Origin of the sequence: Peribacillus sp. NPDC101480, from assembly GCF_050277335.1 — a bacterium.
Classification (GTDB): Bacteria; Bacillota; Bacilli; order Bacillales; family DSM-1321; genus Peribacillus.
In genome coordinates, this window is the sequence record NZ_JBNNSB010000004.1 from 443,199 (window position 1) to 466,662 (window position 23,464).

Genomic DNA, 23,464 nt, shown 5'->3' on the forward strand with positions numbered 1-23,464 from the left:
ATATGGGTAAAATTGCTTTTGTCTTTCCAGGACAAGGATCACAATCAATAGGAATGGGGCATGGCTTATTTCAGGAAAACGAGCGTGCTCAGCAAATATTTCGATCAGCAGATGAAAAACTTGATTTCCCACTTTCCGAATTGATCTTTAATGGCACACAACAAGAATTAACGGTGACTTATAATGCACAGCCTGCTTTATTGACCACGAGTTATGCTTTTGTCAAGGAGCTGGAAGAAGCGGGGATCAAACCCGATTATACAGCCGGGCACAGCTTAGGTGAATATACGGCATTAGTGGCATCTGGCGCAATTTCTTTTGAAGATGCCGTATATACAGTGCGTAAACGTGGTGAATTCATGGAAGCTGCGGTACCGAATGGCCAAGGCTCAATGGCTGCGATATTGGGAATGGAACGTGAAGCTCTATCTGAAGTCACTTCTGAAATTACGGCCGCTGGTGAATCCGTTCAATTGGCCAATATCAATTGTCCAGGGCAAATTGTCATTTCAGGCACCTCCGAAGGTGTTAAACTTGCAAGTGCAAAAGCCAAGGAAAATGGGGCTAAACGTGCTCTTCCTCTTGAAGTGAGTGGACCGTTCCATTCGGAATTAATGAAACCGGCAGCAGAAAAGTTACAGGGTGTCCTCGATGAAGTAAGCTTAAAACAGGCTGAAATTCCTGTCATTTCAAACGTAACGGCTAAGCCCATTACAGCACCTGCTGAAATTAAAGAAAAATTAATCGAACAGCTGTATTCACCGGTCCTTTGGGAAGACAGCGTGAAAAATCTGCTTGAATTGGGCGTGGATACGTTCATCGAGGTGGGCCCGGGGAAAGTATTGGGCGGATTGATAAAGAAAATCGATCGTTCCGTTCAAATTCATTCGGTTTCCGATATAGATACTCTAACTAAAACAATTGAAAAATTGAAGGGGGTACAAGCATGATCCTCGAAGGTAAAAAAGCACTTGTAACTGGAGCTTCACGAGGTATTGGGAGGGAAGTTGCATTGGAACTTGCCCGTCAGGGAGCAGACGTTGCCATCAACTATTCCGGCAGTGAAGCTAAAGCGAATGAAGTGGTTGATGAAATCAAGGCATTGGGCCGTAAAGCATTTGCCATCCAATGCGATGTTGCAAATAGTGAATCGGTGACAAGCATGATCAAAGAGGTCATCGAACAGTTTGACAGAGTGGATATCCTGGTTAATAATGCAGGTATCACACGTGATAACCTATTGATGCGTATGAAAGAAGATGAATGGGATTCTGTGATCAATACGAATCTTAAAGGCGTGTTCCTATGCACAAAGGCGGTTACAAGGCAAATGATGAAGCAGCGCAGCGGCAGGATCATCAATATGGCATCGATCGTCGGCGTCAGCGGAAATGCAGGGCAGGCTAATTATGTAGCGGCTAAAGCTGGTGTGATCGGTTTGACTAAAACCACGGCAAAGGAACTTGCTTCAAGAGGCATTACGGTCAATGCGATTGCCCCAGGTTTCATCTCAACGGATATGACCGGGGAATTGCCTGAAGACGTCCAAAAAGCCATGCTGGACCAAATTCCGCTTGCACGGTTCGGTGACCCTAAAGATATTGCTGCAGTGGCGTCTTTCCTCGCTTCCGATGCCAGCAAATATATGACTGGGCAAACACTTCATGTAGATGGCGGAATGGTAATGTAAGTTTTCTTGATTTTTTTCGAAATTAATTTATAATGTCTTGAGGGGAGGTGAACACATTGGCAGATGTATTAGAAAGAGTAACCAAAATCGTTGTAGATCGTTTGAACGTAGAAGAATCAGAGGTAAAACTTGAAGCTTCTTTCAAAGAGGATCTTGGTGCCGATTCCCTGGATGTAGTTGAACTAGTCATGGAATTCGAAGACGAGTTTGATATGGAAATTTCGGACGATGACGCTGAAAAAATCGCCACAGTAGGTGATGCTGTGAATTACATACAAAGCACTATGTAATGAATTGTCATTTGACTAAAAGCTCCGTTTTTTAACGGGGCTTTCTCTTATTGCTAAAGAAGTTTGATGCCGCGTCAGATAAGGGAATGAGCATGTACGCGGGTAAGCACCGCCTGCATGGCAGTGGTCTTTTGCCATTGGTTTTCTTTAAGCGGATAATAATGTATGATGGTACATAGGAAAGCTTGACAGGAATTCCTGCCAGGTTTCTTTTTATATATTGGAAAAATATGCTTTTTGAACCGTTGTGGAGGGTTTTGTGTGATGCGTAGGAACGGAAATAATCGTAAACCATCAATCAAGGATAATAAATTTAAACAGTTGCAAGAAAATCTGGGTTTTTATTTTAAAGATGAAAATTTATTGAAACAAGCTTTTACACATTCATCTTATGTGAATGAGCATCGCCGTAAGCCTTATGAAGATAATGAAAGGCTTGAATTTTTGGGAGACGCTGTACTTGAACTGACCATCTCTAAATACTTATATCAAAAATATCCGATGATGAGCGAAGGTGAACTTACCAAACTGAGGGCAGCCATTGTATGTGAGCCTTCACTTGTTGCTTTTGCCAATAGTCTTTCTTACGGGGAATATGTATTGCTCGGAAAAGGGGAAGAAATGACAGGCGGAAGAGAACGCCCTGCCATGCTTGCGGATGTATTCGAAGCCTATATTGGTGCTTTGTACCTTGATCAAGGATTAGAGCCAGTTGTTCAGTTTTTGACGAATGTCGTGTTTCCGAAGATAGACGAGGGTGCTTTTTCTCATGTGATGGATTATAAGAGCCAGCTTCAGGAGCTGATCCAGCGTGATGCCATCGGTGTCCTGCAATATAAGATCTTGCAGGAAAAAGGACCGGCTCATAATCGGGAGTTTGTTTCGACCGTCTCCTTGAATGGGGAAGAGCTGGGCTCTGGAATAGGAAAGTCCAAAAAAGAAGCGGAGCAGCATGCTGCCGAGCATGCATTGATCGTTTTAAAAGAAAAAAAATCAACAAGATAGTTGAACAGTAGAGGGGGAAAGGTCATGTTCCTCAAACGTTTGGACGTTGTAGGATTTAAATCTTTCGCAGAGAAAATTTCGATTGATTTTGTACCTGGTGTCACGGCAGTGGTTGGACCAAACGGAAGCGGTAAAAGTAATGTGACCGATGCAGTCCGATGGGTACTTGGAGAGCAGTCTGCGAAATCACTGCGTGGAGCAAAAATGGAAGATATCATCTTTTCGGGAAGTGACACGAGGAAAGCGTTGAATTTTGCGGAAGTATCATTGACCCTTGATAACGAGACCAATTCCCTGCCGATTGACTTTCATGAAGTCAGTGTGACAAGACGTGTATATCGATCGGGAGAAAGTGAATTTTTCATTAATAATCAAGGTTGCCGTCTGAAAGACATCATAGACCTTTTCATGGATTCTGGTCTTGGGAGAGAAGCGTTTTCCATCATCAGCCAAGGGAAAGTGGAAGAAATCCTTAGCAGTAAGGCTGAAGAAAGACGAGTGATTTTTGAAGAAGCAGCCGGTGTCCTGAAGTATAAAACGAGAAAACGAAAAGCGGAATCGAAGCTGACGGAAACACAGGATAACTTAAACCGTGTCCATGATATCCTCCATGAATTGGAGGGGCAGGTGGAGCCATTAAAAATTCAGTCTTCCCTCGCCAAGGAATTTTTGGCGAAGAAAGACGAGCTTGAGCAAATAGAAGTGGCTTTAACCGTTTTTGAAATAGAAGAACTTTATGAAAAATGGGAAAAACTATCACAGGAACTTGAAAAACATAATGAAATGGAACAGCAAATGGCAGGACAGCTTCATGATAGGGAAGCGCATCTCAAAAAGCTAAGGGATAGTCTTGCGACGCTTGAGACATCGATCAATGGTCTTCAGGAAATTCTCCTGAATGCCAGCGAAGAACTTGAAAAGCTTGAAGGCCGTAAAGAAGTTTTGAAAGAACGGAAAAAGAATGCCGCCCAAAACAAGTCACAGCTGGAAAAAGCGATTGTGGAAGGTGAGGCTGCTGTCGAGCGTCTGTCTTTGCAAAAGGAAAGAGAAACGGAAATCCTGAATGCACTGAACTTGGAAGTGAAGGGGATTTCTGAAACCTTACATGAAAAACAAAAAAGCCTGGGCCTATTCAATAGTGATATCGAAGCGATGATCGAAGCGAAAAAGAGTGACTATATCGAGTGGTTGAACAAGCAGGCATCGGCTAAAAACGAAAAACAATACCTGCTCCAGCAGCTAACACAGCAGGAACATAAAAATGCTAAACTTGACATGGAAAATGAAAAGTTCTTAACCGAAAGAATGGATATCACTGCTAAAAAAGTGGAATATTCAAAGCTGATGGACAATATGACCAAGCAACTTGAAGAGCATGTCACTTATTTCCGAAATCAGCAGAATAAATTGAATGCGGCAAAAGATACGTATCAAAAACAAGAAACCACCCTTTATAAGGCCTATCAATTCCTTCAACAGGCAAAATCACGTAAGGAACTGCTTGAAGAAATGGAAGATGATTATGCAGGCTTCTTTCAGGGTGTAAAAGAGGTTTTGAAAGCGAAAGAAACCCTTCCAGGCATTGAAGGGGCAGTTGCGGAATTGATAAAGGTTCCAAAGGAATATGAAACGGCCATCGAAACGGCTCTGGGCGGAGCCATGCAGCATGTTGTCGTGGAACGCGAGGAGCATGCACGGGAAGCCATTTCCTTCTTGAAGAAAAATAGGTATGGGCGTGCGACGTTCTTGCCTTTATCAGTCATAAAGGCAAGAGAGATATCAGCTAACCAATTATCGATGCTGAAGAGCCATTCCGCTTTTGTAGGGACTGGTTCCTCATTGATCCAATATGATGATAGGCATGCAGCGATTGCTGAAAACCTATTGGGAACCGTGATCATCACCACTGATTTAAAAGGCGCAAATGACTTGGCGAAAATGATGCAGCACCGTTTCCGCTTCGTAACGCTTGAGGGGGATATCGTCAATCCAGGCGGTTCAATGACAGGCGGAGCCTTAAAGCAAAAAACGACCTCCCTGCTTTCAAGGAAAACGGAATTGGAAGAGCTCCAACAAAAACTTGCTGCCATGGAAGCTAAAACGAATCAGCTAGAAAAGCAAGTCAAACAGCTCAAAGTGGATGTGGGTCTTCAAGAGCAAACGCTTGAACAAACCAGAAAAACAGGAGAGAGACTTCGTTTACAAGAACAAACCCTTAAGGGTGAACTCCGTGAAGTGGAGCTGCAGGAAAGAAATGTGAATGAACGGCTGCATCTTTATGATTTGGATAAAAATTCATATTTAGAAGAACAGCAGCAAAAAACAGCAAGACTTGAAGAGCTGGAAGAACTTTTGGACTCATGTAAATCGGAAATTGAGGGGCTTGACAAGTTGATTTCCGAAATGACGGAACAAAAGCAATCCCAACAATCCTCAAAGGAGAACCTTGCTGAAGAAACGAATGAACTGAGGGTAATGCTTGCCTCCAAGCGTGGCCAGCTGCAAAACCAAAAAGAGAAGATGGAACGCATTGAATCGGATCTTTCAAAGGAAACAAGCAGGCTTGCCGAAAACAAAGATGATTTAGGCCTCCTTACCAATGAAATGACAGACAGCTCAAGCGGGGAAGAGTCACTGGAAGATATGGCTCAGCAGAAATTGCTTGACAAAAATGGGGCAATTGAAGGAATCACCATAAAAAAACAGGAAAAAAACGAGCTTCTAAAGGAAGTTGAATCGCTTGAACTGTCCTTAAAAGAAGAAAATCGACTTTATAGAGGCATTGTCGAAGTGATAAAGGATGAAGAAGTGAAATTAACTCGTCTGGATGTCGAACTGGAAAATCGTCTCGAGCACTTGAGAGAAGAATATACCCTTTCCTTTGAAGGTGCTAAAGAACAGTATCCATTGATGATGCCTGCAGAAGAAGCTCAAAAAAGGGTGAAGCTCATCAAGCTTGCAATCGAGGAACTGGGAACGGTGAATCTAGGTGCAATTGATGAATACGCACGTGTAGCTGAACGCTATGAATTCCTTCTAAGTCAAAAGGAAGACCTTCAACAGGCGAAGGATACATTATTCCAGGTCATAGATGAAATGGATGATGAAATGAAGCGGCGCTTTGCGGATACCTTCTATTCGATCCGTGAAGAATTCGAACAAGTCTTCAAAGCTTTATTTGGCGGAGGCAGAGCTGAGCTGAAACTGACAAATCCGGATGATTTACTAAATACAGGTGTGGATATCATTGCACAGCCTCCCGGGAAAAAACTGCAAAATTTGAGTCTCTTATCCGGGGGAGAAAGAGCATTGACAGCCATAGCCCTTTTATTCTCCATTCTAAAAGTGCGTCCGGTGCCTTTCTGTATCCTTGATGAAGTCGAGGCAGCGCTTGATGAGGCGAATGTTGTCCGGTTCAGTCAATTTTTAAGGAAGTTCAGCAGGGAAACGCAGTTCATCGTGATTACTCACCGCAAAGGCACGATGGAAGAAGCAGATGTCCTATATGGCATTACGATGCAAGAGTCAGGCGTCTCCAAACTTGTTTCCGTCCGGATGGAAGAATCAGAAAACTTTATTGAAGTTTAAAATTCATGAATTAGAGGAAGTGGGACAATGAGTTTTTTCAAAAAGCTAAAAGAGAAATTTACGACCCAGGAAGAAAAAGAAAAAGAAAAATCAGTCGAAGCAGAAGTATCCATAGGGGAAAAATTCAAGCAAGGTTTGACAAAGACGAGGAATTCCTTTACTGGAAGGGTTAATGAACTTGTTGCCCGTTATCGGAAAGTGGATGAGGACTTTTTTGAAGAACTTGAAGAAATCCTGATACAGGCAGATGTAGGCTTTGATACTGTGATGGAACTGATTGATCAATTGAAAAGGGAAGTAAAGCTTCGTAATATCTCTGATACGAGGGAAGTGCAGTCCGTTATTTCCGAAAAGCTAGTGGAAATCTACCAAGGTGATGATGAAGCGACTTCAAGCCTGAATATACAAGAAGAGGGTTTGACGGTCATTTTGTTTGTAGGGGTTAATGGGGTAGGTAAAACGACGACCATTGGTAAACTTGCCCATAAATTCAAAATGGAAGGTAAATCAGTCGTATTGGCTGCAGGGGATACCTTCCGTGCCGGTGCGATTGAACAGCTTGAGGTTTGGGGAGAGCGTGTCGGCGTCAGTGTAATCAAACAGGGTGAAGGCTCTGACCCTGCAGCGGTCATGTTCGACGCCATTCAGGCCGCCAAGGCACGAAAAGCGGATATCCTGATCTGTGATACTGCCGGTCGCTTACAGAATAAAGTGAACTTAATGAAGGAATTGGAAAAGGTGAAACGTGTAATTGAACGTGAAGTACCTGGTGCACCACATGAGGTGTTGCTTGCCCTTGACGCAACAACTGGACAAAATGCCCTCATTCAGGCAAAAACATTCAAGGAAGCGACCAATGTTTCCGGTATTGTTTTAACAAAGCTTGATGGCACCGCAAAAGGCGGAATTGTTTTGGCAATTCGCAATGAATTGGCCATACCCGTTAAATTTGTCGGGCTAGGTGAAAAAATGGACGATCTACAGGAATTCGATGCTGAGAAATACGTTTATGGCCTTTTTGCTGATATCATCGATAAAGAAGAGGTTTAAGAAAAATTGTAAGCCGGAAGAGATAATTCTCTTCTGGTTTTTCGTTCACTGTGCAAATTAGGGAAACAATTGCATAAAGGTCTAAAAAAGCGGAATAAAGAAAAAAATAATGCTTTGCAAACAAGTGGTAAGGAGTTTAACTTGACATCAAATAAACAAGGCTTTACAATATAAACTTGTAAAGGGTTTTCACTTAACAGCAGGGAGGCTTGCTAAGATGCTTGAAAAGACAACGCGGATTAATTATTTGTATGACTTTTACCAATCGTTGTTAACAGAGAAGCAGCAGAGCTATATGTCCCTCTACTATCTGGATGATTACTCTCTTGGCGAGATTGCCGATGAATACGAAGTCAGTAGGCAGGCAGTCTATGATAATATAAAAAGAACAGAAGCGATGCTTGAGGAATATGAAGCAAAGCTGTTGTTATTTCAAAAATTTCAAGAGCGTAACCAGTGGATTGCGAATATGAAGGGACTCATAGAAAAGGATTCCTTTTCAAAAGAGAAGCTGCTAGAAGCAATCACAACGCTTGAGAAGTTGGATTAGGAGGCGGCAATATGGCATTTGAAGGATTGGCCGACCGACTGCAGAGCACGATGCAAAAGATCCGTGGAAAAGGGAAAGTCAACGAAGCGGACGTTAAAGAAATGATGCGTGAAGTTCGATTGGCCCTGCTTGAAGCGGATGTTAACTTTAAAGTCGTGAAGGATTTTGTAAAACGTGTCAGTGAACGTTCGGTAGGTCAGGAAGTGCTGAAAAGCTTAACCCCCGGTCAACAGGTAATAAAGGTAGTCAAGGAAGAATTGACGGAGCTGATGGGCGGCGAACAAAGCAAGATTGCCGTTGCCTCGAAACCACCGACTGTCATCATGATGGTAGGTCTTCAAGGTGCAGGTAAAACGACGACCACCGGAAAGCTTGCCAATCTTCTAAGGAAAAAATACAACCGCAAGCCATTGCTCGTTGCGGCTGATATTTACCGTCCGGCGGCGATTAAGCAGCTTGAAACACTTGGCAAACAATTAAGCATGCCTGTTTTCTCCCTTGGGGACCAGGTCAGTCCTGTTGAAATTGCTAAACAGGCAATTGAAAAAGCTAAGGAAGAACATCATGATTATGTGTTGATTGATACCGCAGGTCGCCTTCATGTTGATGAAAACTTGATGGGCGAACTGAAGGATATCAAAGAGTTGACAAAACCAGATGAAATCTTCCTGGTTGTCGATGCGATGACCGGTCAGGATGCGGTCAATGTAGCCCAAAGTTTCAATGAACAGCTGGGCCTGACAGGAGCCGTATTAACGAAACTTGATGGGGATACACGTGGTGGTGCGGCACTTTCAATTCGTTCAGTCACCAACACGCCTATTAAATTCGTCGGTATGGGTGAAAAATTGGATGCACTTGAAGCGTTCCATCCAGAACGGATGGCGTCAAGGATCCTCGGCATGGGTGATGTGTTGACCCTTATCGAAAAAGCACAGGCCAATGTTGATGAAGAAAAAGCGAAAGAATTAGAGAAAAAGATGCGTACAGCCACTTTTACCTTTGATGATTTCCTTGATCAGCTCGGTCAGGTGCGGAATATGGGACCGCTTGATGATATTCTGAAAATGATTCCAGGTGCGAATAAAATGAAAGGGATGGACAACCTTCAGATCGATGAAAAACAAATCGGTCATGTTGAAGCTATCATCCGATCAATGACAACGCATGAAAAGGAACATCCGGAAACCATGAATGCATCCCGCAAGAAACGGATTGCCAAAGGAAGCGGCAGATCGATTCAAGAAGTGAACCGTCTACTGAAGCAATTCGAAGAAATGAAAAAGATGATGAAACAGGTTACGAACATGCAAAAAGGAAAGAAAAAGGGATTTAAATTCCCGTTCATGTAAGGTTTATTTCAGCTCGGAACTAAGGTGAAATACGGGTCGAAGCCATGTATTTCAACACTTTTTTTACCTGTTAAGAAAAAAACCTTTACAAACATGCAAGACATTTGATATTATACTATCTTGTGTGAAACTATTCGGAGGTGCTTATTTAAAATGGCAGTAAAAATTCGCTTAAAACGTATGGGAGCTAAAAAATCTCCTTTCTATCGTATTGTAGTTGCAGATTCTCGTTCACCACGTGACGGACGTTACATTGAAGTGGTAGGAACTTATAACCCGGTGGCTCAACCAGCAAAAGTTGATATCAACGAAGAGCTTGCTCTTAAATGGTTACAAGATGGAGCTAAACCATCTGATACAGTTCGTAACTTATTCTCAACACAAGGCATCATGGAAAAATTCCATGTTGCAAAAAACAGCAAGTAATCGACGGTAGTTGATGAAAGCACTGATTGAAACGATTGTTTCAGCACTTGTGGATTATCCGGAAGAGGTCATCGTGACCTCCAAGGAAGAATCCGACCGGATTGTTTATATCCTCTCCGTTCATAAAGAGGATATGGGCAAGGTGATCGGTAAACAAGGGCGTGTTGCTAAGGCGATTCGGACTGTGGTATATGCAGCAGGATCTTCACAGCAGAAGAAAATCTATTTGGAGATTTCCGAATAAGGAGGGTTAATTCCCCTCCTTTTTTTGTACTTCAAGAAAGCTTAGATCCCAATTGATCAAATTCGGGCTTTAAACTTTACGCCTTTTAAGACGCATCTTTTACCGATTTACGTTATACTTAAGAGAATGACCCCCATTTCAAAAAGATTACCCCATCATACATATTTTTAGAAGGAAATACGAAATCATAGATAATAGGAGGTGCTGGAATGAAAATTCTCCAAAATGTAATCGTTAACCAAGTATTAACGGAATCCAGCAAGAATCAGCTCCTCGAGAAATACAAGTCAAAACGCCTTCAGCTTCAAAAAGAGAGTGAACAGCTTCGCTTTGAACTGAAAAAACTTGAAAAAACAAGAACTCTCCAACCTGCTAGTCTCCGTGCTCATTTCGAAAAAGAAATAAACCAGAGGCAAGAAAAAATTAAACTGCTTGAATTTCAAATGGAGCAGTTGGAGATCCTTCCTGCCGGAAGTGAATTGAAGGAACGGGAAGTTCAAAGTATCATTGATGTGGAAATTGGGGCAGATTGGGACGAAATCATGGCAACGAAGACCATTGTCATTAAAGATGGAATCGTCTCGGAAATTCGTTAGAGGTGAAAGAATGGAAAAATGGTTTAATGTAGGTAAAATTGTCAACACACATGGTCTTTTAGGAGAAGTCCGTGTTATTTCTTCAACAGACTTTCCGGAAAAACGATACAAAATGGGAAATACTCTGTATTTGTTCAGGGACACTGAGAAAAAACCTTTGCCGCTTGTCATCAGGTCGCATCGCACCCATAAAAACTTTAACCTATTGACGTTCGAGAACTATTATAACGTCGGACAAGTCGAGGCTTTTAAGAACGGGGTCCTGAAAGTCAAGGAAGCACAGCTTGGTAAATTGGACGAAGGTGAGTTCTACTTCCATGAAATCATCGGCTGTTCGGTATTTACGGATGAAGGCATTGAAGTTGGGGAAATCATTGAGGTTCTTACGCCTGGTGCAAATGATGTTTGGGTCATTAAGAAAGCTGGCAGTAAGGACATTTTGATTCCGTATATTGAACAAATTGTTAAAGAAGTGGATATTTCCGCTAAAAAGGTCATCATTACACCGATGGAAGGACTTTTAGACTGATGAAAATCGATGTGCTTTCGCTTTTTCCAGAAATGTTCGAAGGGGTATTTGGTTCGTCAATCTTAAAAAAGGCTGCGGAAAAGCAGGCTGTCAGCTATAAGGTGACCAATTTCCGAGATTATGCAGATAATAAGCATTCGACGGTTGATGATTATCCGTATGGCGGCGGTGCCGGAATGGTATTGAAGGCACAACCGATCTTTGATGCCGTGGAAGCTCTTAAAGGGCAAGGTAAGCTAACCCCAAGGGTAGTCCTGCTTTGCCCCCAGGGAGAGCGTTACACGCAGAAAAAAGCCGAAGAGTTAGCTGAAGAGGAACATCTCATTTTCATTTGCGGGCATTATGAAGGGTATGATGAGCGGATCCGGGAGCATGTCGTCACTGATGAAATATCGATAGGCGACTTTGTGCTTACAGGCGGGGAATTGGGCGCAATGGTCATTATTGACAGCGTTGTGCGCTTGCTGCCTGGCGTTCTTGGAAATGTTGACTCCCCGATTCTTGATTCCTATTCTTCTGGTTTGTTAGAGCATCCACATTATACTAGACCTGCAGATTTCCGGGGGATGAAAGTTCCCGATCCGCTAATATCCGGGAATCATAAAAAAATCGATGAATGGCGGATGAAGGAATCCCTGCGCAGAACTTGGATTCGGCGTCCGGATTTGCTCGATAGTTATGAACTATCGGAAGTTGAAGAAAAATTATTGTCCGAGATTAAAAAAGAAGACTGATCTCTATTGCATCGACGTTTATAGTATGATAGGATATACCTTGTGACTTGGGCGAAATGCTCAGTCTTATAACGATGTTCCGCTGCAAACAATAAGTATTTGCAAGAGCGTCCAGGAGGAGTTGAAATCGATGCAAAATCTTATTAACGAAATCACAAAAGAACAACTTCGCTCAGATCTTCCATCATTCAGACCTGGTGACACAGTACGTGTACACGTAAAGGTTATTGAAGGAACTCGTGAACGTATCCAGTTGTTTGAAGGCGTTGTAATCAAACGTCGTGGCGGCGGAGTTAGTGAAACTTTCACAGTACGTAAGATCTCTTACGGCGTTGGAGTAGAACGTGCTTTCCCTGTTCACACACCAAAAATTGCGAAACTAGAAGTTATCCGTCACGGTAAAGTACGTCGTGCGAAACTTTATTACCTACGCGAACTTCGTGGTAAAAAAGCACGTATTAAAGAAATTCGTCGTTAATTCTTCGAATATCTTCATGCGGGTTTACCATGATCCACATAAGGTGAATAACCAAACAGTATCATGCAAAAAGGGAGCTTGTTTATCAGGCTCCCTTTTTGCACTTTAAGAAACGATGAATACACTTACGGTGAAAACTATATAGAATCCTGCTCGCTATAGCGTCCGCAACATGTTAAAATAATTGTTGATATGCTTCAAAAAGGGTGTGTAAGGATGGCGAAAAAGAAAAATGAATTGTGGGAATGGACAAAGGCGGTCATAATCGCGGTTATAGCGGCGACGCTGATTCGTTATTTCCTTCTGGCTCCTATTGTTGTGGACGGTAATTCCATGATGCCGACATTAAAGGATACGGACCGCATGATCGTTAATAAAATTTCCTATTCGATCGGTGAACCGAAAAGATTCGACATTATCGTTTTCGAAGCTCCAGAAGGCAAGGATTACATAAAGCGGGTCATTGGATTGCCTGGGGAAAAAGTCGAATATAAAAATGATACTCTTTACGTGAATGGAAAAGCTTATGATGAGCCATACTTGGATGAATATAAAGAACAATTGATTGATGGCGGGGACTTGACGGAACCTTTTACATTAAGTGATGTCATAGAACAAGAAACGGTGCCTGAAGGCCACCTATTTGTCCTGGGGGATAATCGCCGTTTTAGTAAGGATAGCCGCCATTTTGGCGTAGGTGTCGTTCCTTACGATAAAGTGTTAGGAAAAACTAAATTAGTTTATTGGCCGATCGAAGACTTTCGATTGGCGGAATAGTAGGAAGGTGCATTCCATTGACAATACAGTGGTTCCCTGGCCATATGGCCAAAGCAAGACGGGAAGTAACAGAGAAATTAAAACTGATCGACATCATCTTTGAACTTGTGGATGCCCGGATACCGGCATCTTCACGAAATCCGATGATCGATGAAATCATTCAGCATAAACCGAGGGTCATCCTTTTGAATAAAGCTGATATGGCCGATCCGGTAAAAACGAATATGTGGCTTGAACATTATAAATCGCAGGGGAAAACGGCGATTGCCATTAACTCACAGGCCGGAAACGGTTTAAACCAGATTACAGCTGCTTCCAAAAAACTTTTAAAAGAGAAGTATGAGCGGATGGAGTCAAGAGGAATAAAGCCGAGAGCGATCCGTGCCATGATAGTCGGCATTCCGAACGTGGGGAAATCGACTTTAATCAATCGGCTTGCCAAAAAGAACATTGCCAAAACAGGGAATACGCCTGGCGTCACGAAAGCGCAACAATGGATAAAAGTTGGCAAGGAATTGGAATTGCTCGACACGCCGGGGATTCTCTGGCCGAAATTCGAGGATCAAGAAGTAGGCTTGAAGCTTGCGTTGACAGGTGCGATCAAAGATACGATTTTAAACTTGCATGAAGTCTCATTATACGGCCTTCGCTTTTTGGAAAAAGAATATCCGGATAGATTGAAATCCCGTTATAATCTGGATGTAATTCCGCAGGAAACACTCGAATTGTTCGATGCGGTCGGAAAGTTCAGGGGCTGTTTAGCATCTGGAGGGTTCATCGATTATGACAAGACCGCAGAGTTGGTCGTACGTGAAATCCGTTCAGAAAAGATGGGTCCGCTTACGTTTGAGGTCCCTTTGGATTATGAAGAGAATGATATCCCGAATAACATTAACGATGACCTGATTGTTGAAGACAATCAGTGAAAAGGATTGATACGGAGCTGGAGCATTGGATGTCGAAAAGGCTTACTCTTTTTGATGTCTCTTTTCCGCTCCGTATTTTTGTTTGAACTGTAGAAAGGGAGCAAGGCTGCCGATAATTAATATGATGGGTGATAAAGATGATAACCGAAATGAGCATTAAGGAAATCTCCTCAAAGTTAAAGACAATAAGAGAGCCTGAAGATTTATTTTTACAGAAATGCCGGGAGGACGGACGAAAGGGAGTAACCGACTTAGTAAGCAAATGGCAAAGAGCTTATGAAAAAGAACAACAGGTAAGGGATGTTTTCACGGAAATGACGGAGTTTGAGCGTCAATTGAGAAAACAGGGGTTTTCCATTCTGGCTGGTATCGATGAAGTGGGAAGAGGACCTCTGGCAGGACCAGTTGTGACCAGTGCAGTCATCTTGCCTGAATCTTTTTATTTGCCTGGGCTTAATGATTCCAAAAAGATTCCAGAGGCAAAAAGGGAACTGTTTTATGAAATGATTTTTAAGGAAGCACTATCCATAGGTGTAGGTGTTGTACATAGCGAAGTAATTGATGAAATCAATATATATCAAGCCACGAAAAAGGCAATGGTGGCCGCATTGAACGATCTGTCGGAACTTCCTGATCATTTGTTGATCGATGCAATGGAATTGGATGTGCCGATTCCGCAGCTTTCGCTCATAAAGGGGGACGCAAGAAGCATTAGCATCTCTGCGGCCTCCATAATAGCGAAAGTGACCCGTGATAGAATGATGAAGGAATATGGTGAGAAATATCCGGAATATGGTTTTGAAAAGCACATGGGTTACGGGACAAGCCAACATTTAGAAGCGCTCGACACGCACGGGCTTACACCTTGGCATAGAAGAAGTTTTGCACCAGTTAAGGAAATAGCTGCAAGAACGAAGGATTAAGGGGGGAGATGAGTGGTGCAATCCATAACAATCGGTCAACCGTTATCTTCACCTATTGAAATAAAAGGAATTGTTAGTTGGAAAAACGGGCAAATCCTTTTCGGGAAGGTGAATAAAGTTTTTCCTAACCAAACGGCCGAGGTACAGATTGGCCACCAAAAAATGATTGCCACTCTCGATATCCCGCTTCGGACAGGAGAAAGGCATTGGTTTCATGTGCAGCACCCAATTGAGGGGCGGCTCGTGTTAAAAGCTTTAAATTCCCCCGATTTGAACGATTCCGGCATAAAGGGAACGGCTGCAAAATTAATCGCTCATCTCGGCATAACGCCCGAACCGTCCGCATTGAAGCTTGCCGAATATCTCCTGACAAATCGCCTCCCGATAACCAAGGATACTTTTCAGCCCGCCATGCAATGGTTAAAAGCTGCTGATGCTGCAGAAGCCGGTCTGCCTGTAATAAAAACGATGTTCATTCAGCAACTGCCTTTTGTAAAAGATGTATTTGATGCTTTATTTACACAGTCCAAAAGTGAACCTTTCCATAAACTTCTCAGTTGCTTCAAGCAAAAGCTGGAGGATGGTGAAGCAGAAACGAGGACTGCCGGCAAGCTGAGGGAAGTATTGGACTCCTTACACGTTGCTAAACAGAACCAGTTTCAACAAATCGGTTTGCAAAAACTAGTTACCACTTGGCTGGATTCCGATTCAACACCAGAAATGAAATCCGGTGCATTTTCCCTGCTCCAAAAGACGGGTTTCATTCCAAAGGGAATGACGGAATCTGTCTTTCTGGAGAATTTAATTGATGGATCTGAGGCTAGGTCAGGTATTGCTAAGAATTCAGCGGTTGATAAATTACATCAAGGATTGCAGCTGCTTTCCGAGGCAAAAAGCGGAGCATTTGCAAAAGTTGAAGAGATCGATACTGCTATTAATCGCATATTGAACGGTCATGAACATGAGGGGGCAAAACTGCCACATGATATCCACTCGATGCCGAGAAAAAACATTACTGCAGAAAAACTTTCCTCTCATGCCTTTCATTTACTCCAGAGTTCTTTTACCGAAGCAACAGCTAAAAAGGCACTAGGAGGAAATATGGAAGTGAATGACCTTATAGGCTACTTGAATAAGGACACAGATCAAATAGCTGAGTCGAAGGGTAAGGCGGCTGAATTATTGTTCCAGTCGCTTAATAGGCTTCCTGAGGCCCAATACGCTAGGAATAATGAGAAGCTAGTCCTTTCACTTATATTGGAAGCTGAGTTTCAAACAATCGATTTCACCGATGGACCTTCTGTTGCACATCAGCTGAAAGAAATGACCAAGATCCTTGGTCTTCAGCTGGAACATGCACTCATTAACCTTTCTGGAGAAGATATGGCGGATTTCCCGAAGGATTTGGAGACACTTAAACCGCTGCTGCTTAAATTGCTGAATGAACAAATTCCGGCATCTATGAAGGAGATGGCCGAGCAAATCCTAAATCGGATTACTGCGCAACAGATCCTTTCACAGGAGAATGGACCGATTCAGAATTTACTTCTTACAGTTCCACTCAATCTGGGATCTGCTCAAACGGATCTGACTTTACAATGGAGCGGAAGAAAAACAAAAGATGGCAAAATTGACCCGGATTACTGCCGTGTCCTATTTTATTTAGAATTGGAACGCCTTAAAGAGACGGTCATCGACATGCAGGTTCAAAACCGAATCATCAAAGTGACGGTCATAAATGGGAATGGTGCGGTCCTTGAAGAGGCAGCCGGTCAATATCTTGACATCCTGAGAGAGAATCTCGAAAAAATGGATTACAGATTGTCAGGGGTTTCCTTTGTAAATCCCGTGAATGAAAAAGAGCGGGACCAAGGGGGGAAACCGATTCCTTTTTCAGAAACCGGTTCGTATAGTGGAGTGGATATTCGAATATGATGAATGATAAACGAAAAGAAGCGATTGCCTTAAAGTATGATCAAAAGACATCTAAAGCGCCCGTCATATTGGCGAAGGGAAAAGGTAAAACCGCTGATATTATTCTGGAAAAGGCGATGAAACTGGATATACCAATCCAAAGGGACGAATCGCTTGCTGCACTTTTAGGTCAATTGGATATAAATCAAACGATTCCAGAAGAATTGTATGGAGCTGTTGCAGAGGTATTCGCATTCATTTATAAAGTTGACAAGGACCTGAATCGGTAGTTTCCTAAATTATCCAGATGATATCGCTAAATGGATTACTGTTGGTTTATGTAGAATATTAGGGAAATCACTGATGAATTTTCATTATATTAAAAAAATACTAATGTATTTGTAAAAGGACAAGGCCATGGCTTTGTCCTTTTGCTTTTCCTTTGAATCAACACAAGGGTAATAGTAATTTATCAATGAATCGACCTTTGGGTTAATATAGTGAAAAGGCTTTCATGAAGGTGTTTTTAAAAGATTTATAACGGTAATGACTTTTTTGAAAATAGATTTTCAGATCCAAAATATATGAATTTAATAAGGAAAAAACACAACGGAGAAGAAGGTTTTCTCCATTTTAAACCTGGATATAGAAGTATATTATAATAATATTTTAAAAATTATGTGAAAGAAAATTATGCACGAAGGAGAATTTTGTTGTAATATGGTAGAGAAAACACGCATTAAATTAAAAAGTTGTTTTTTAGTAGATAAGGAGGATGGGAAATGAATATCCATGAGTATCAGGGGAAAGAGATATTGCGACAATACGGGGTATCCGTTCCAAATGGCCGGGTTGCCTTTACTGTTGAAGAAGCAGTGGAAGCAGCGAAGGAGTTAGGTACGGAAGTTGTTGTCGTCAAAGCTCAAATTCATGCGGGTGGCCGCGGGAAAGCCGGCGGAGTCAAGGTAGCGAAGAATCTTGATGAAGCGCGTACATATGCAGAAGAGATTCTTGGCAAGACATTGGTGACCCATCAAACAGGTCCTGCAGGCAAGGAAGTTAAGCGTTTACTTATCGAAGAAGGCTGCGACATTACAAAAGAATATTATATCGGGCTGGTCCTTGACCGTGCTACGGACAGTGTCGTATTGATGGCTTCTGAAGAAGGCGGAACGGAAATTGAGGAAGTGGCTGAAAAGACACCAGAGAAAATTTTCAAAGAAGTAATCGATCCGGTTGTCGGCCTGACTGGTTTCCAGGCACGGAGGATTGCATTCAATATCAATATTCCGGCTTCACTTATAAATAAAGCTTCCAAACTGATGGTTAACTTATATACAGCTTTCGTTGATAAAGATTGCTCAATCGCAGAAATCAACCCATTAGTGGTAACTGGCGACGGCGATGTAATGGCGCTTGATGCTAAATTGAACTTTGATGATAATGCGATTTACCGCCATAAAGACATCGCGGAGTACCGTGATTTGGATGAAGAGGATGCGAAAGAGATTGAAGCATCAAAACATGGCCTTAGTTACATATCGCTTGACGGAAATATCGGATGCATGGTTAATGGTGCCGGTCTTGCTATGGCGACGATGGACATCATTAAACATTATATGGGAGATCCGGCTAACTTCCTTGACGTTGGTGGCGGCGCCACTGAGGAAAAAGTGAAAGAGGCTTTCAAAATCATCCTTTCCGATCAAAATGTTAAAGGCATCTTCGTTAATATCTTCGGAGGAATCATGAAATGTGACATCATCGCTACAGGCGTCGTGGCTGCTGCTAAAGAGCTTGGCCTGGATGTCCCTCTTGTTGTTCGTCTTGAAGGAACGAATGTGGACCTTGGCAAAAAGATTCTAAAAGAGTCAGGTTTAAATATTACGTCTGCTGAATCAATGGCAGATGGAGCACAAAAAATAGTATCACTTGTAGGATAATAGGCAGGGGGGAACATAATGAGCGTTTATATTAATAAAGATACGAAAGTGATCGTTCAGGGAATCACTGGTGCAACAGCATTATTTCATACAAAACAAATGTTGGAATACGGCACGAAAATCGTTGGAGGAGTCACTCCGGGTAAAGGTGGAACAGAAGTGGAAGGGGTACCTGTATACAATACAGTTTCCGAAGCTGTCACTGAAACCGGAGCGAATGCATCTGTTATCTATGTACCGGCTCCATTTGCTGCCGATGCAATTCTAGAAGCAGTGGACGCAGAACTTGATCTTGTCATTTGTATCACGGAACATATTCCTGTCTTGGATATGGTCAAGGTTAAGCGCTACATGGAAGGCAAAAAAACTCGCTTGATCGGACCGAACTGCCCAGGTGTCATTACTCCTGAAGAGTGTAAGATTGGTATCATGCCAGGGTATATCCACAAAAAAGGCCATGTAGGTGTAGTTTCACGTTCTGGAACTTTGACGTACGAAGCCGTTCACCAATTATCGCAAGCAGGCATTGGGCAATCTTCGGCTGTCGGTATCGGTGGAGATCCGGTTAACGGAACAGATTTCATTGATGTTTTGAAAGCGTTCAACGAAGATCCGGAAACACATGCTGTAATCATGATCGGGGAAATCGGTGGAACGGCAGAGGAAGAAGCAGCAATCTGGGTGAAGGAAAATATGACTAAGCCAGTTGTTGGTTTCATTGGTGGCCGTACGGCTCCAGCCGGTAAACGCATGGGTCATGCTGGTGCCATTATCTCAGGAGGAAAAGGGACTGCTGACGAGAAAATCCGCGTTATGAACGAATGTGGAATTAAAGTTGCCGAAACTCCATCCGTAATGGGTGAAACATTGATCTCCGTCTTGAAAGAAAAGGATATTTACGAACCTTGTAAAACACATTGATTCAAGCTGGGCCGACCTTTTTTGGGTCGGCCTTTTTTCCCCTCCAATTTCCTCGGGAGACACCAAGTAGATAACTATTAACCTACTTAAAAAAATATCCGATTAGGGGCGTTTCCAATTGAATAAAAAAGAAAAGTTAATCCATCTCCATCATTGCCGCGGAGCAGGTTGGAAAACAATCCAAATAATCATGTCCAATGACCCGTCATTATCTTCCCTGTTCACGACGAATCACGCTGAATGGGCAAAAATGCTCCCTATCCCTTCAAATAAGCTCAACCTCTTTCTCAAAGATTTACATTCACTCAATACCATCGATAAACTTAAAATATACAAAGATAGTCAAATTCATTGTTTGACGATCTTCGATGATGAATACCCTTTTTTGCTGAAGCAAATATTCGATCCTCCGTGGGTTCTTTATTTTAAAGGCGATAAGAGGCTTTTAACAAGGAAGAATACGCTAGGTGTAGTTGGAACACGTAAGCCAACCTCGTATGGTCTGGAGGCCTTAAAAACGATTCTATTACCGCTTGTAAAGAAAAAGTTCGTGATCATAAGTGGAGTGGCGGCTGGAATCGATGCAGAGTCACATAAGATCACATTAAGCGAATGCGGAGATACGATTGGGATTTTAGGAGGGGGGCTTATGCAAATATATCCAAAATCCAATGTACCCCTTGCTGAAGAAATCATCAAAAAAGGCTTGCTTATATCTGAGACTCCACCGGAAATGAGGGCGGAACCTTGGATGTTTCCGCTTCGGAATCGAATCATCAGTGGATTATCACAAGGAGTATTCGTGGTCGAAGCAAAAGAAAGAAGCGGATCCCTTATTACGGCACAAGCTGCTTTGGAACACGGCAGGGATGTGTTTGCGCTTCCTGGTAATGTTACGAGCCCTGAATCGCTGGGGACCAATCAATTGATTTCTGATGGTGCCAAACTTGTTTTGAGTGCCAGGCAGATCGAGGAAGAGTTTTGAACAATATAATATAGAAGATAGACGGAGAATCAAAAGGGAAAATAAAGAAAAAAAGGTGGTTTTTTTAAAGGATGGGTTGAATTATTAGACAAAAAGGTTGAAAATATTGTAAAACTGTTATAAGTTTTGCAAATGGCACCTCTTGTCAAAATACCTATAAATAAATGAATCAGCCTGCTTTGAAAAGTAAAGAGGTGTTGACAAATGAATTTTGAATGATTAATAATAGTGAAGATTTATATTACCTCTTTGAGGAGGATTTATTGGATGTCAGAATACTTAGTGATTGTGGAATCGCCGGCAAAGGCGAAAACAATAGAACGTTACTTGGGAAAAAAATATAAAGTAAAGGCTTCCATGGGGCATGTACGCGATTTGCCTAAAAGTCAAATGGGTGTCGATGTTGAACATGAATATGAACCTAAATATATAACTATCCGCGGCAAAGGCCCGGTTTTAAAAGAATTGAAAACCGCTGCAAAAAAAGCGAAAAAAATATATCTCGCGGCTGACCCCGACAGGGAAGGGGAAGCCATTGCCTGGCACTTGGCTCACAGTCTTGATGTTGACGTTAACTCAGATTGCCGCGTGGTTTTCAATGAGATCACGAAAGAGGCTATCAAAGAATCATTTAAATCACCGAGGCCAATAAATATGAAATTGGTTGATGCCCAGCAGGCAAGAAGGGTATTGGATCGTTTGGTCGGATACAATATAAGTCCGCTTTTGTGGAAAAAGGTGAAAAAAGGCTTAAGCGCGGGACGGGTCCAATCGGTTGCTGTACGGATGATCATTGACCGGGAGAAGGAGATCAAAGATTTTATCCCTGAAGAGTATTGGACAATCAAGGCTGATTTTGTAAAAGGAAAAGAACAATTTGAAGGTTCCTTCTTCAGCATTGGCGGTGAGAAGAAGGAGTTGAATAACGAAGAGGACGTCAAAAAAGTGCTGGCTTCTTTAAATGGCGGCGAATTTACGATAGGAGCTGTAGCTAAAAAAGAAAGAAGGCGCAATCCAGCCGCTCCTTTTACGACTTCTTCCCTGCAACAGGAAGCGGCACGTAAATTGAATTTCCGTGCAAAGAAAACCATGATGCTCGCTCAGCAGCTTTATGAAGGAATCGAACTTGGCAAGGAAGGCACAGTCGGGTTAATCACTTATATGAGAACCGATTCGACCCGGATTTCCGATGTTGCGAAAGAGGAAGTCCATACCTTCATCCAAAATAATTATGGTAAAGAGTATGTTCAGGTTGAACAGCGCAAAGAGAAAAAACAGACCAATGCCCAGGACGCCCATGAAGCGGTCAGGCCAACAAGCACATTACGTGAACCGGGTGTAGTCAAGGAGTTCTTATCCAGAGATCAATTCCGTCTTTATAAATTGATTTGGGAACGATTCGTTTCTAGTCAAATGTCTTCGGCGGTCATGGATACGATGAGCATCGACCTGCATAACGGGGATGTCATCTTCAGGGCAAATGGTTCAAAAATTAAATTCCCGGGTTTCATGAAGGTATATGTTGAAGGGTCCGATGACTCGGTGGAAGAAAAGGAAAATGCACTTCCGGATGTGAAAACAGGGGATCAATTCTTTTCAAAAGATATCGAGCCGAAGCAGCATTTCACACAGCCTCCGCCCCGATATACTGAAGCCCGTCTTGTCAAAACCCTAGAGGAACTGGGAATAGGCCGTCCTTCTACATATGCTCCTACCTTGGATACGATTCAAAAACGGGGCTATGTTACCTTGGATAATAAACGGTTCATCCCGACAGAGCTTGGTGAGATCGTTCTTGAATTGATACGCGAATTCTTCCCGGATATTCTTGATGCAGAGTTCACTGCCAAGATGGAACAGGAATTCGACAGCGTCGAGGAAGGCAGTATCGAATGGATAAAGGTCATCGATGAATTTTATAAGGAATTTGCAGTTCATTTGGCTAAAGCCGAAGTCGAGATGGAGAAAATTGAAATCAAAGATGAACCTGCAGGTGAAGATTGCGTGGAATGCGGACATGGGATGGTCTTTAAGATGGGGCGTTATGGAAAGTTCATGGCATGCAGTAATTTCCCGGATTGCCGTAACACAAAGCCAATCGTTAAAGAAATCGGTGTTAAATGTCCAAAATGTAAAGAAGGAAACATCATTGAAAGGAAAAGTAAAAAACGCCGCATATTTTACGGGTGTGATACCTATCCTGGATGTGACTTCATATCTTGGGATAAACCGCTGCCGCGGAGTTGTCCAAAATGTGAAGGTACACTTGTTGAGAAAAAACTCAAAAAAGGCGTCCAGGTACAGTGCATGGATTGTGATTTCAAAGAATTGCCCCAAGCATAGAAAAGACCGTGAAATCGTTTACTGTTCTAAATATAAATTGACTCGGCATCTGCCGAGTTTCTTTATGTTCAGGAAAGTATGATATCATGATAGTATGTGGACTTACTTCCAAGAAGAAAATGGATAAAGCTTGAAACTTTTTTATTTAAGCCATGTGATGTAAAATTCAGTGGACAAGTACATTCTTTTAAAGATATAAT

23 protein-coding genes are annotated in these 23,464 nt (G+C 42.4%); all 23 read left to right on the forward strand.

From position 1 onward, the window contains the following. Window positions 1–2 precede the first annotated feature (2 nt). Complete coding sequence (fabD, locus tag ACQKMF_RS16480; protein ID WP_427574081.1) at window positions 3–950, forward strand: ACP S-malonyltransferase; 948 nt, start codon at window positions 3–5, stop codon at window positions 948–950. Next, complete coding sequence (fabG, locus tag ACQKMF_RS16485; RefSeq protein WP_101224625.1) at window positions 947–1,690, forward strand: 3-oxoacyl-[acyl-carrier-protein] reductase; 744 nt, start codon at window positions 947–949, stop codon at window positions 1,688–1,690. Before fabD ends, fabG begins: the two co-directional genes overlap by 4 nt. A 56-nt stretch (window positions 1,691–1,746) precedes the next feature. After that, window positions 1,747–1,980, forward strand: a complete 234-nt coding sequence (locus tag ACQKMF_RS16490) for an acyl carrier protein (RefSeq protein ID WP_034313729.1) — start codon at window positions 1,747–1,749, stop codon at window positions 1,978–1,980. A 264-nt stretch (window positions 1,981–2,244) separates the two neighbouring features. Then, complete coding sequence (rnc, locus tag ACQKMF_RS16495) at window positions 2,245–2,985, forward strand: ribonuclease III (RefSeq protein ID WP_402942948.1); 741 nt, start codon at window positions 2,245–2,247, stop codon at window positions 2,983–2,985. 24 nt (window positions 2,986–3,009) lie between these two features. Further along, entirely contained in the window at window positions 3,010–6,573 is a 3,564-nt protein-coding gene (gene smc, locus ACQKMF_RS16500) for a chromosome segregation protein SMC (protein WP_402941790.1), read from the forward strand. Window positions 6,574–6,600: 27 nt separating this feature from the next. Next, window positions 6,601–7,623, forward strand: coding sequence for a signal recognition particle-docking protein FtsY (gene ftsY, locus ACQKMF_RS16505; RefSeq protein ID WP_101224628.1), 1,023 nt, complete (start codon window positions 6,601–6,603; stop codon window positions 7,621–7,623). Between the two features lie 217 nt (window positions 7,624–7,840). Then, window positions 7,841–8,173, forward strand: coding sequence for a putative DNA-binding protein (locus ACQKMF_RS16510; protein ID WP_101224629.1), 333 nt, complete (start codon window positions 7,841–7,843; stop codon window positions 8,171–8,173). Window positions 8,174–8,184: 11 nt separating this feature from the next. Next, window positions 8,185–9,525, forward strand: a complete 1,341-nt coding sequence (gene ffh / locus ACQKMF_RS16515) for a signal recognition particle protein (RefSeq protein ID WP_101224630.1) — start codon at window positions 8,185–8,187, stop codon at window positions 9,523–9,525. Between the two features lie 153 nt (window positions 9,526–9,678). After that, on the forward strand, window positions 9,679–9,951 hold the full coding sequence (gene rpsP / locus ACQKMF_RS16520) for a 30S ribosomal protein S16 (protein ID WP_057913437.1): 273 nt from the start codon (window positions 9,679–9,681) through the stop codon (window positions 9,949–9,951). Between the two features lie 13 nt (window positions 9,952–9,964). Beyond that, window positions 9,965–10,195 (forward strand): KH domain-containing protein, encoded by a 231-nt coding sequence (locus tag ACQKMF_RS16525; RefSeq protein ID WP_048684915.1) that lies wholly within the window; start codon window positions 9,965–9,967, stop codon window positions 10,193–10,195. 209 nt (window positions 10,196–10,404) lie between these two features. Continuing rightward, the gene (locus tag ACQKMF_RS16530; protein ID WP_034313711.1) at window positions 10,405–10,791 is read left to right on the forward strand and encodes a YlqD family protein; all 387 of its coding nucleotides are present in this window, start codon (window positions 10,405–10,407) and stop codon (window positions 10,789–10,791) included. Window positions 10,792–10,801: 10 nt separating this feature from the next. Continuing rightward, complete coding sequence (rimM, locus tag ACQKMF_RS16535) at window positions 10,802–11,320, forward strand: ribosome maturation factor RimM (RefSeq protein ID WP_402941793.1); 519 nt, start codon at window positions 10,802–10,804, stop codon at window positions 11,318–11,320. After that, on the forward strand, window positions 11,320–12,054 hold the full coding sequence (gene trmD, locus ACQKMF_RS16540) for a tRNA (guanosine(37)-N1)-methyltransferase TrmD (RefSeq protein WP_427574085.1): 735 nt from the start codon (window positions 11,320–11,322) through the stop codon (window positions 12,052–12,054). The genes rimM and trmD overlap by 1 nt, the downstream gene beginning before the upstream one ends. Window positions 12,055–12,184: 130 nt before the next feature. Beyond that, window positions 12,185–12,532: a 50S ribosomal protein L19 gene (gene rplS / locus ACQKMF_RS16545; protein WP_034313702.1), complete on the forward strand. Its 348-nt coding sequence runs from the start codon at window positions 12,185–12,187 to the stop codon at window positions 12,530–12,532. A gap of 216 nt (window positions 12,533–12,748) precedes the next feature. Further along, entirely contained in the window at window positions 12,749–13,309 is a 561-nt protein-coding gene (lepB, locus tag ACQKMF_RS16550; RefSeq protein ID WP_101224633.1) for a signal peptidase I, read from the forward strand. Window positions 13,310–13,326: 17 nt separating this feature from the next. Continuing rightward, window positions 13,327–14,235 (forward strand): ribosome biogenesis GTPase YlqF, encoded by a 909-nt coding sequence (ylqF, locus tag ACQKMF_RS16555; protein ID WP_402941798.1) that lies wholly within the window; start codon window positions 13,327–13,329, stop codon window positions 14,233–14,235. 140 nt (window positions 14,236–14,375) lie between these two features. Beyond that, a complete protein-coding gene (locus ACQKMF_RS16560; protein WP_427574180.1) occupies window positions 14,376–15,158 on the forward strand; it encodes a ribonuclease HII in 783 nt (260 codons plus the stop codon). Between the two features lie 12 nt (window positions 15,159–15,170). Continuing rightward, entirely contained in the window at window positions 15,171–17,093 is a 1,923-nt protein-coding gene (locus ACQKMF_RS16565; protein ID WP_427574088.1) for a hypothetical protein, read from the forward strand. Continuing rightward, the gene (locus ACQKMF_RS16570; protein ID WP_402941802.1) at window positions 17,090–17,362 is read left to right on the forward strand and encodes an EscU/YscU/HrcU family type III secretion system export apparatus switch protein; all 273 of its coding nucleotides are present in this window, start codon (window positions 17,090–17,092) and stop codon (window positions 17,360–17,362) included. The genes ACQKMF_RS16565 and ACQKMF_RS16570 overlap by 4 nt, the downstream gene beginning before the upstream one ends. A gap of 492 nt (window positions 17,363–17,854) precedes the next feature. Then, window positions 17,855–19,015, forward strand: a complete 1,161-nt coding sequence (sucC, locus tag ACQKMF_RS16575; RefSeq protein ID WP_230177519.1) for an ADP-forming succinate--CoA ligase subunit beta — start codon at window positions 17,855–17,857, stop codon at window positions 19,013–19,015. A gap of 18 nt (window positions 19,016–19,033) precedes the next feature. After that, window positions 19,034–19,936: a succinate--CoA ligase subunit alpha gene (gene sucD, locus ACQKMF_RS16580; protein ID WP_101224637.1), complete on the forward strand. Its 903-nt coding sequence runs from the start codon at window positions 19,034–19,036 to the stop codon at window positions 19,934–19,936. Window positions 19,937–20,054: 118 nt separating this feature from the next. Continuing rightward, on the forward strand, window positions 20,055–20,921 hold the full coding sequence (gene dprA / locus ACQKMF_RS16585) for a DNA-processing protein DprA (RefSeq protein ID WP_230177517.1): 867 nt from the start codon (window positions 20,055–20,057) through the stop codon (window positions 20,919–20,921). A gap of 267 nt (window positions 20,922–21,188) precedes the next feature. Beyond that, window positions 21,189–23,264 (forward strand): type I DNA topoisomerase, encoded by a 2,076-nt coding sequence (topA, locus tag ACQKMF_RS16590; RefSeq protein ID WP_230177515.1) that lies wholly within the window; start codon window positions 21,189–21,191, stop codon window positions 23,262–23,264. The last annotated feature ends 200 nt before the right edge of the window (window positions 23,265–23,464 follow it).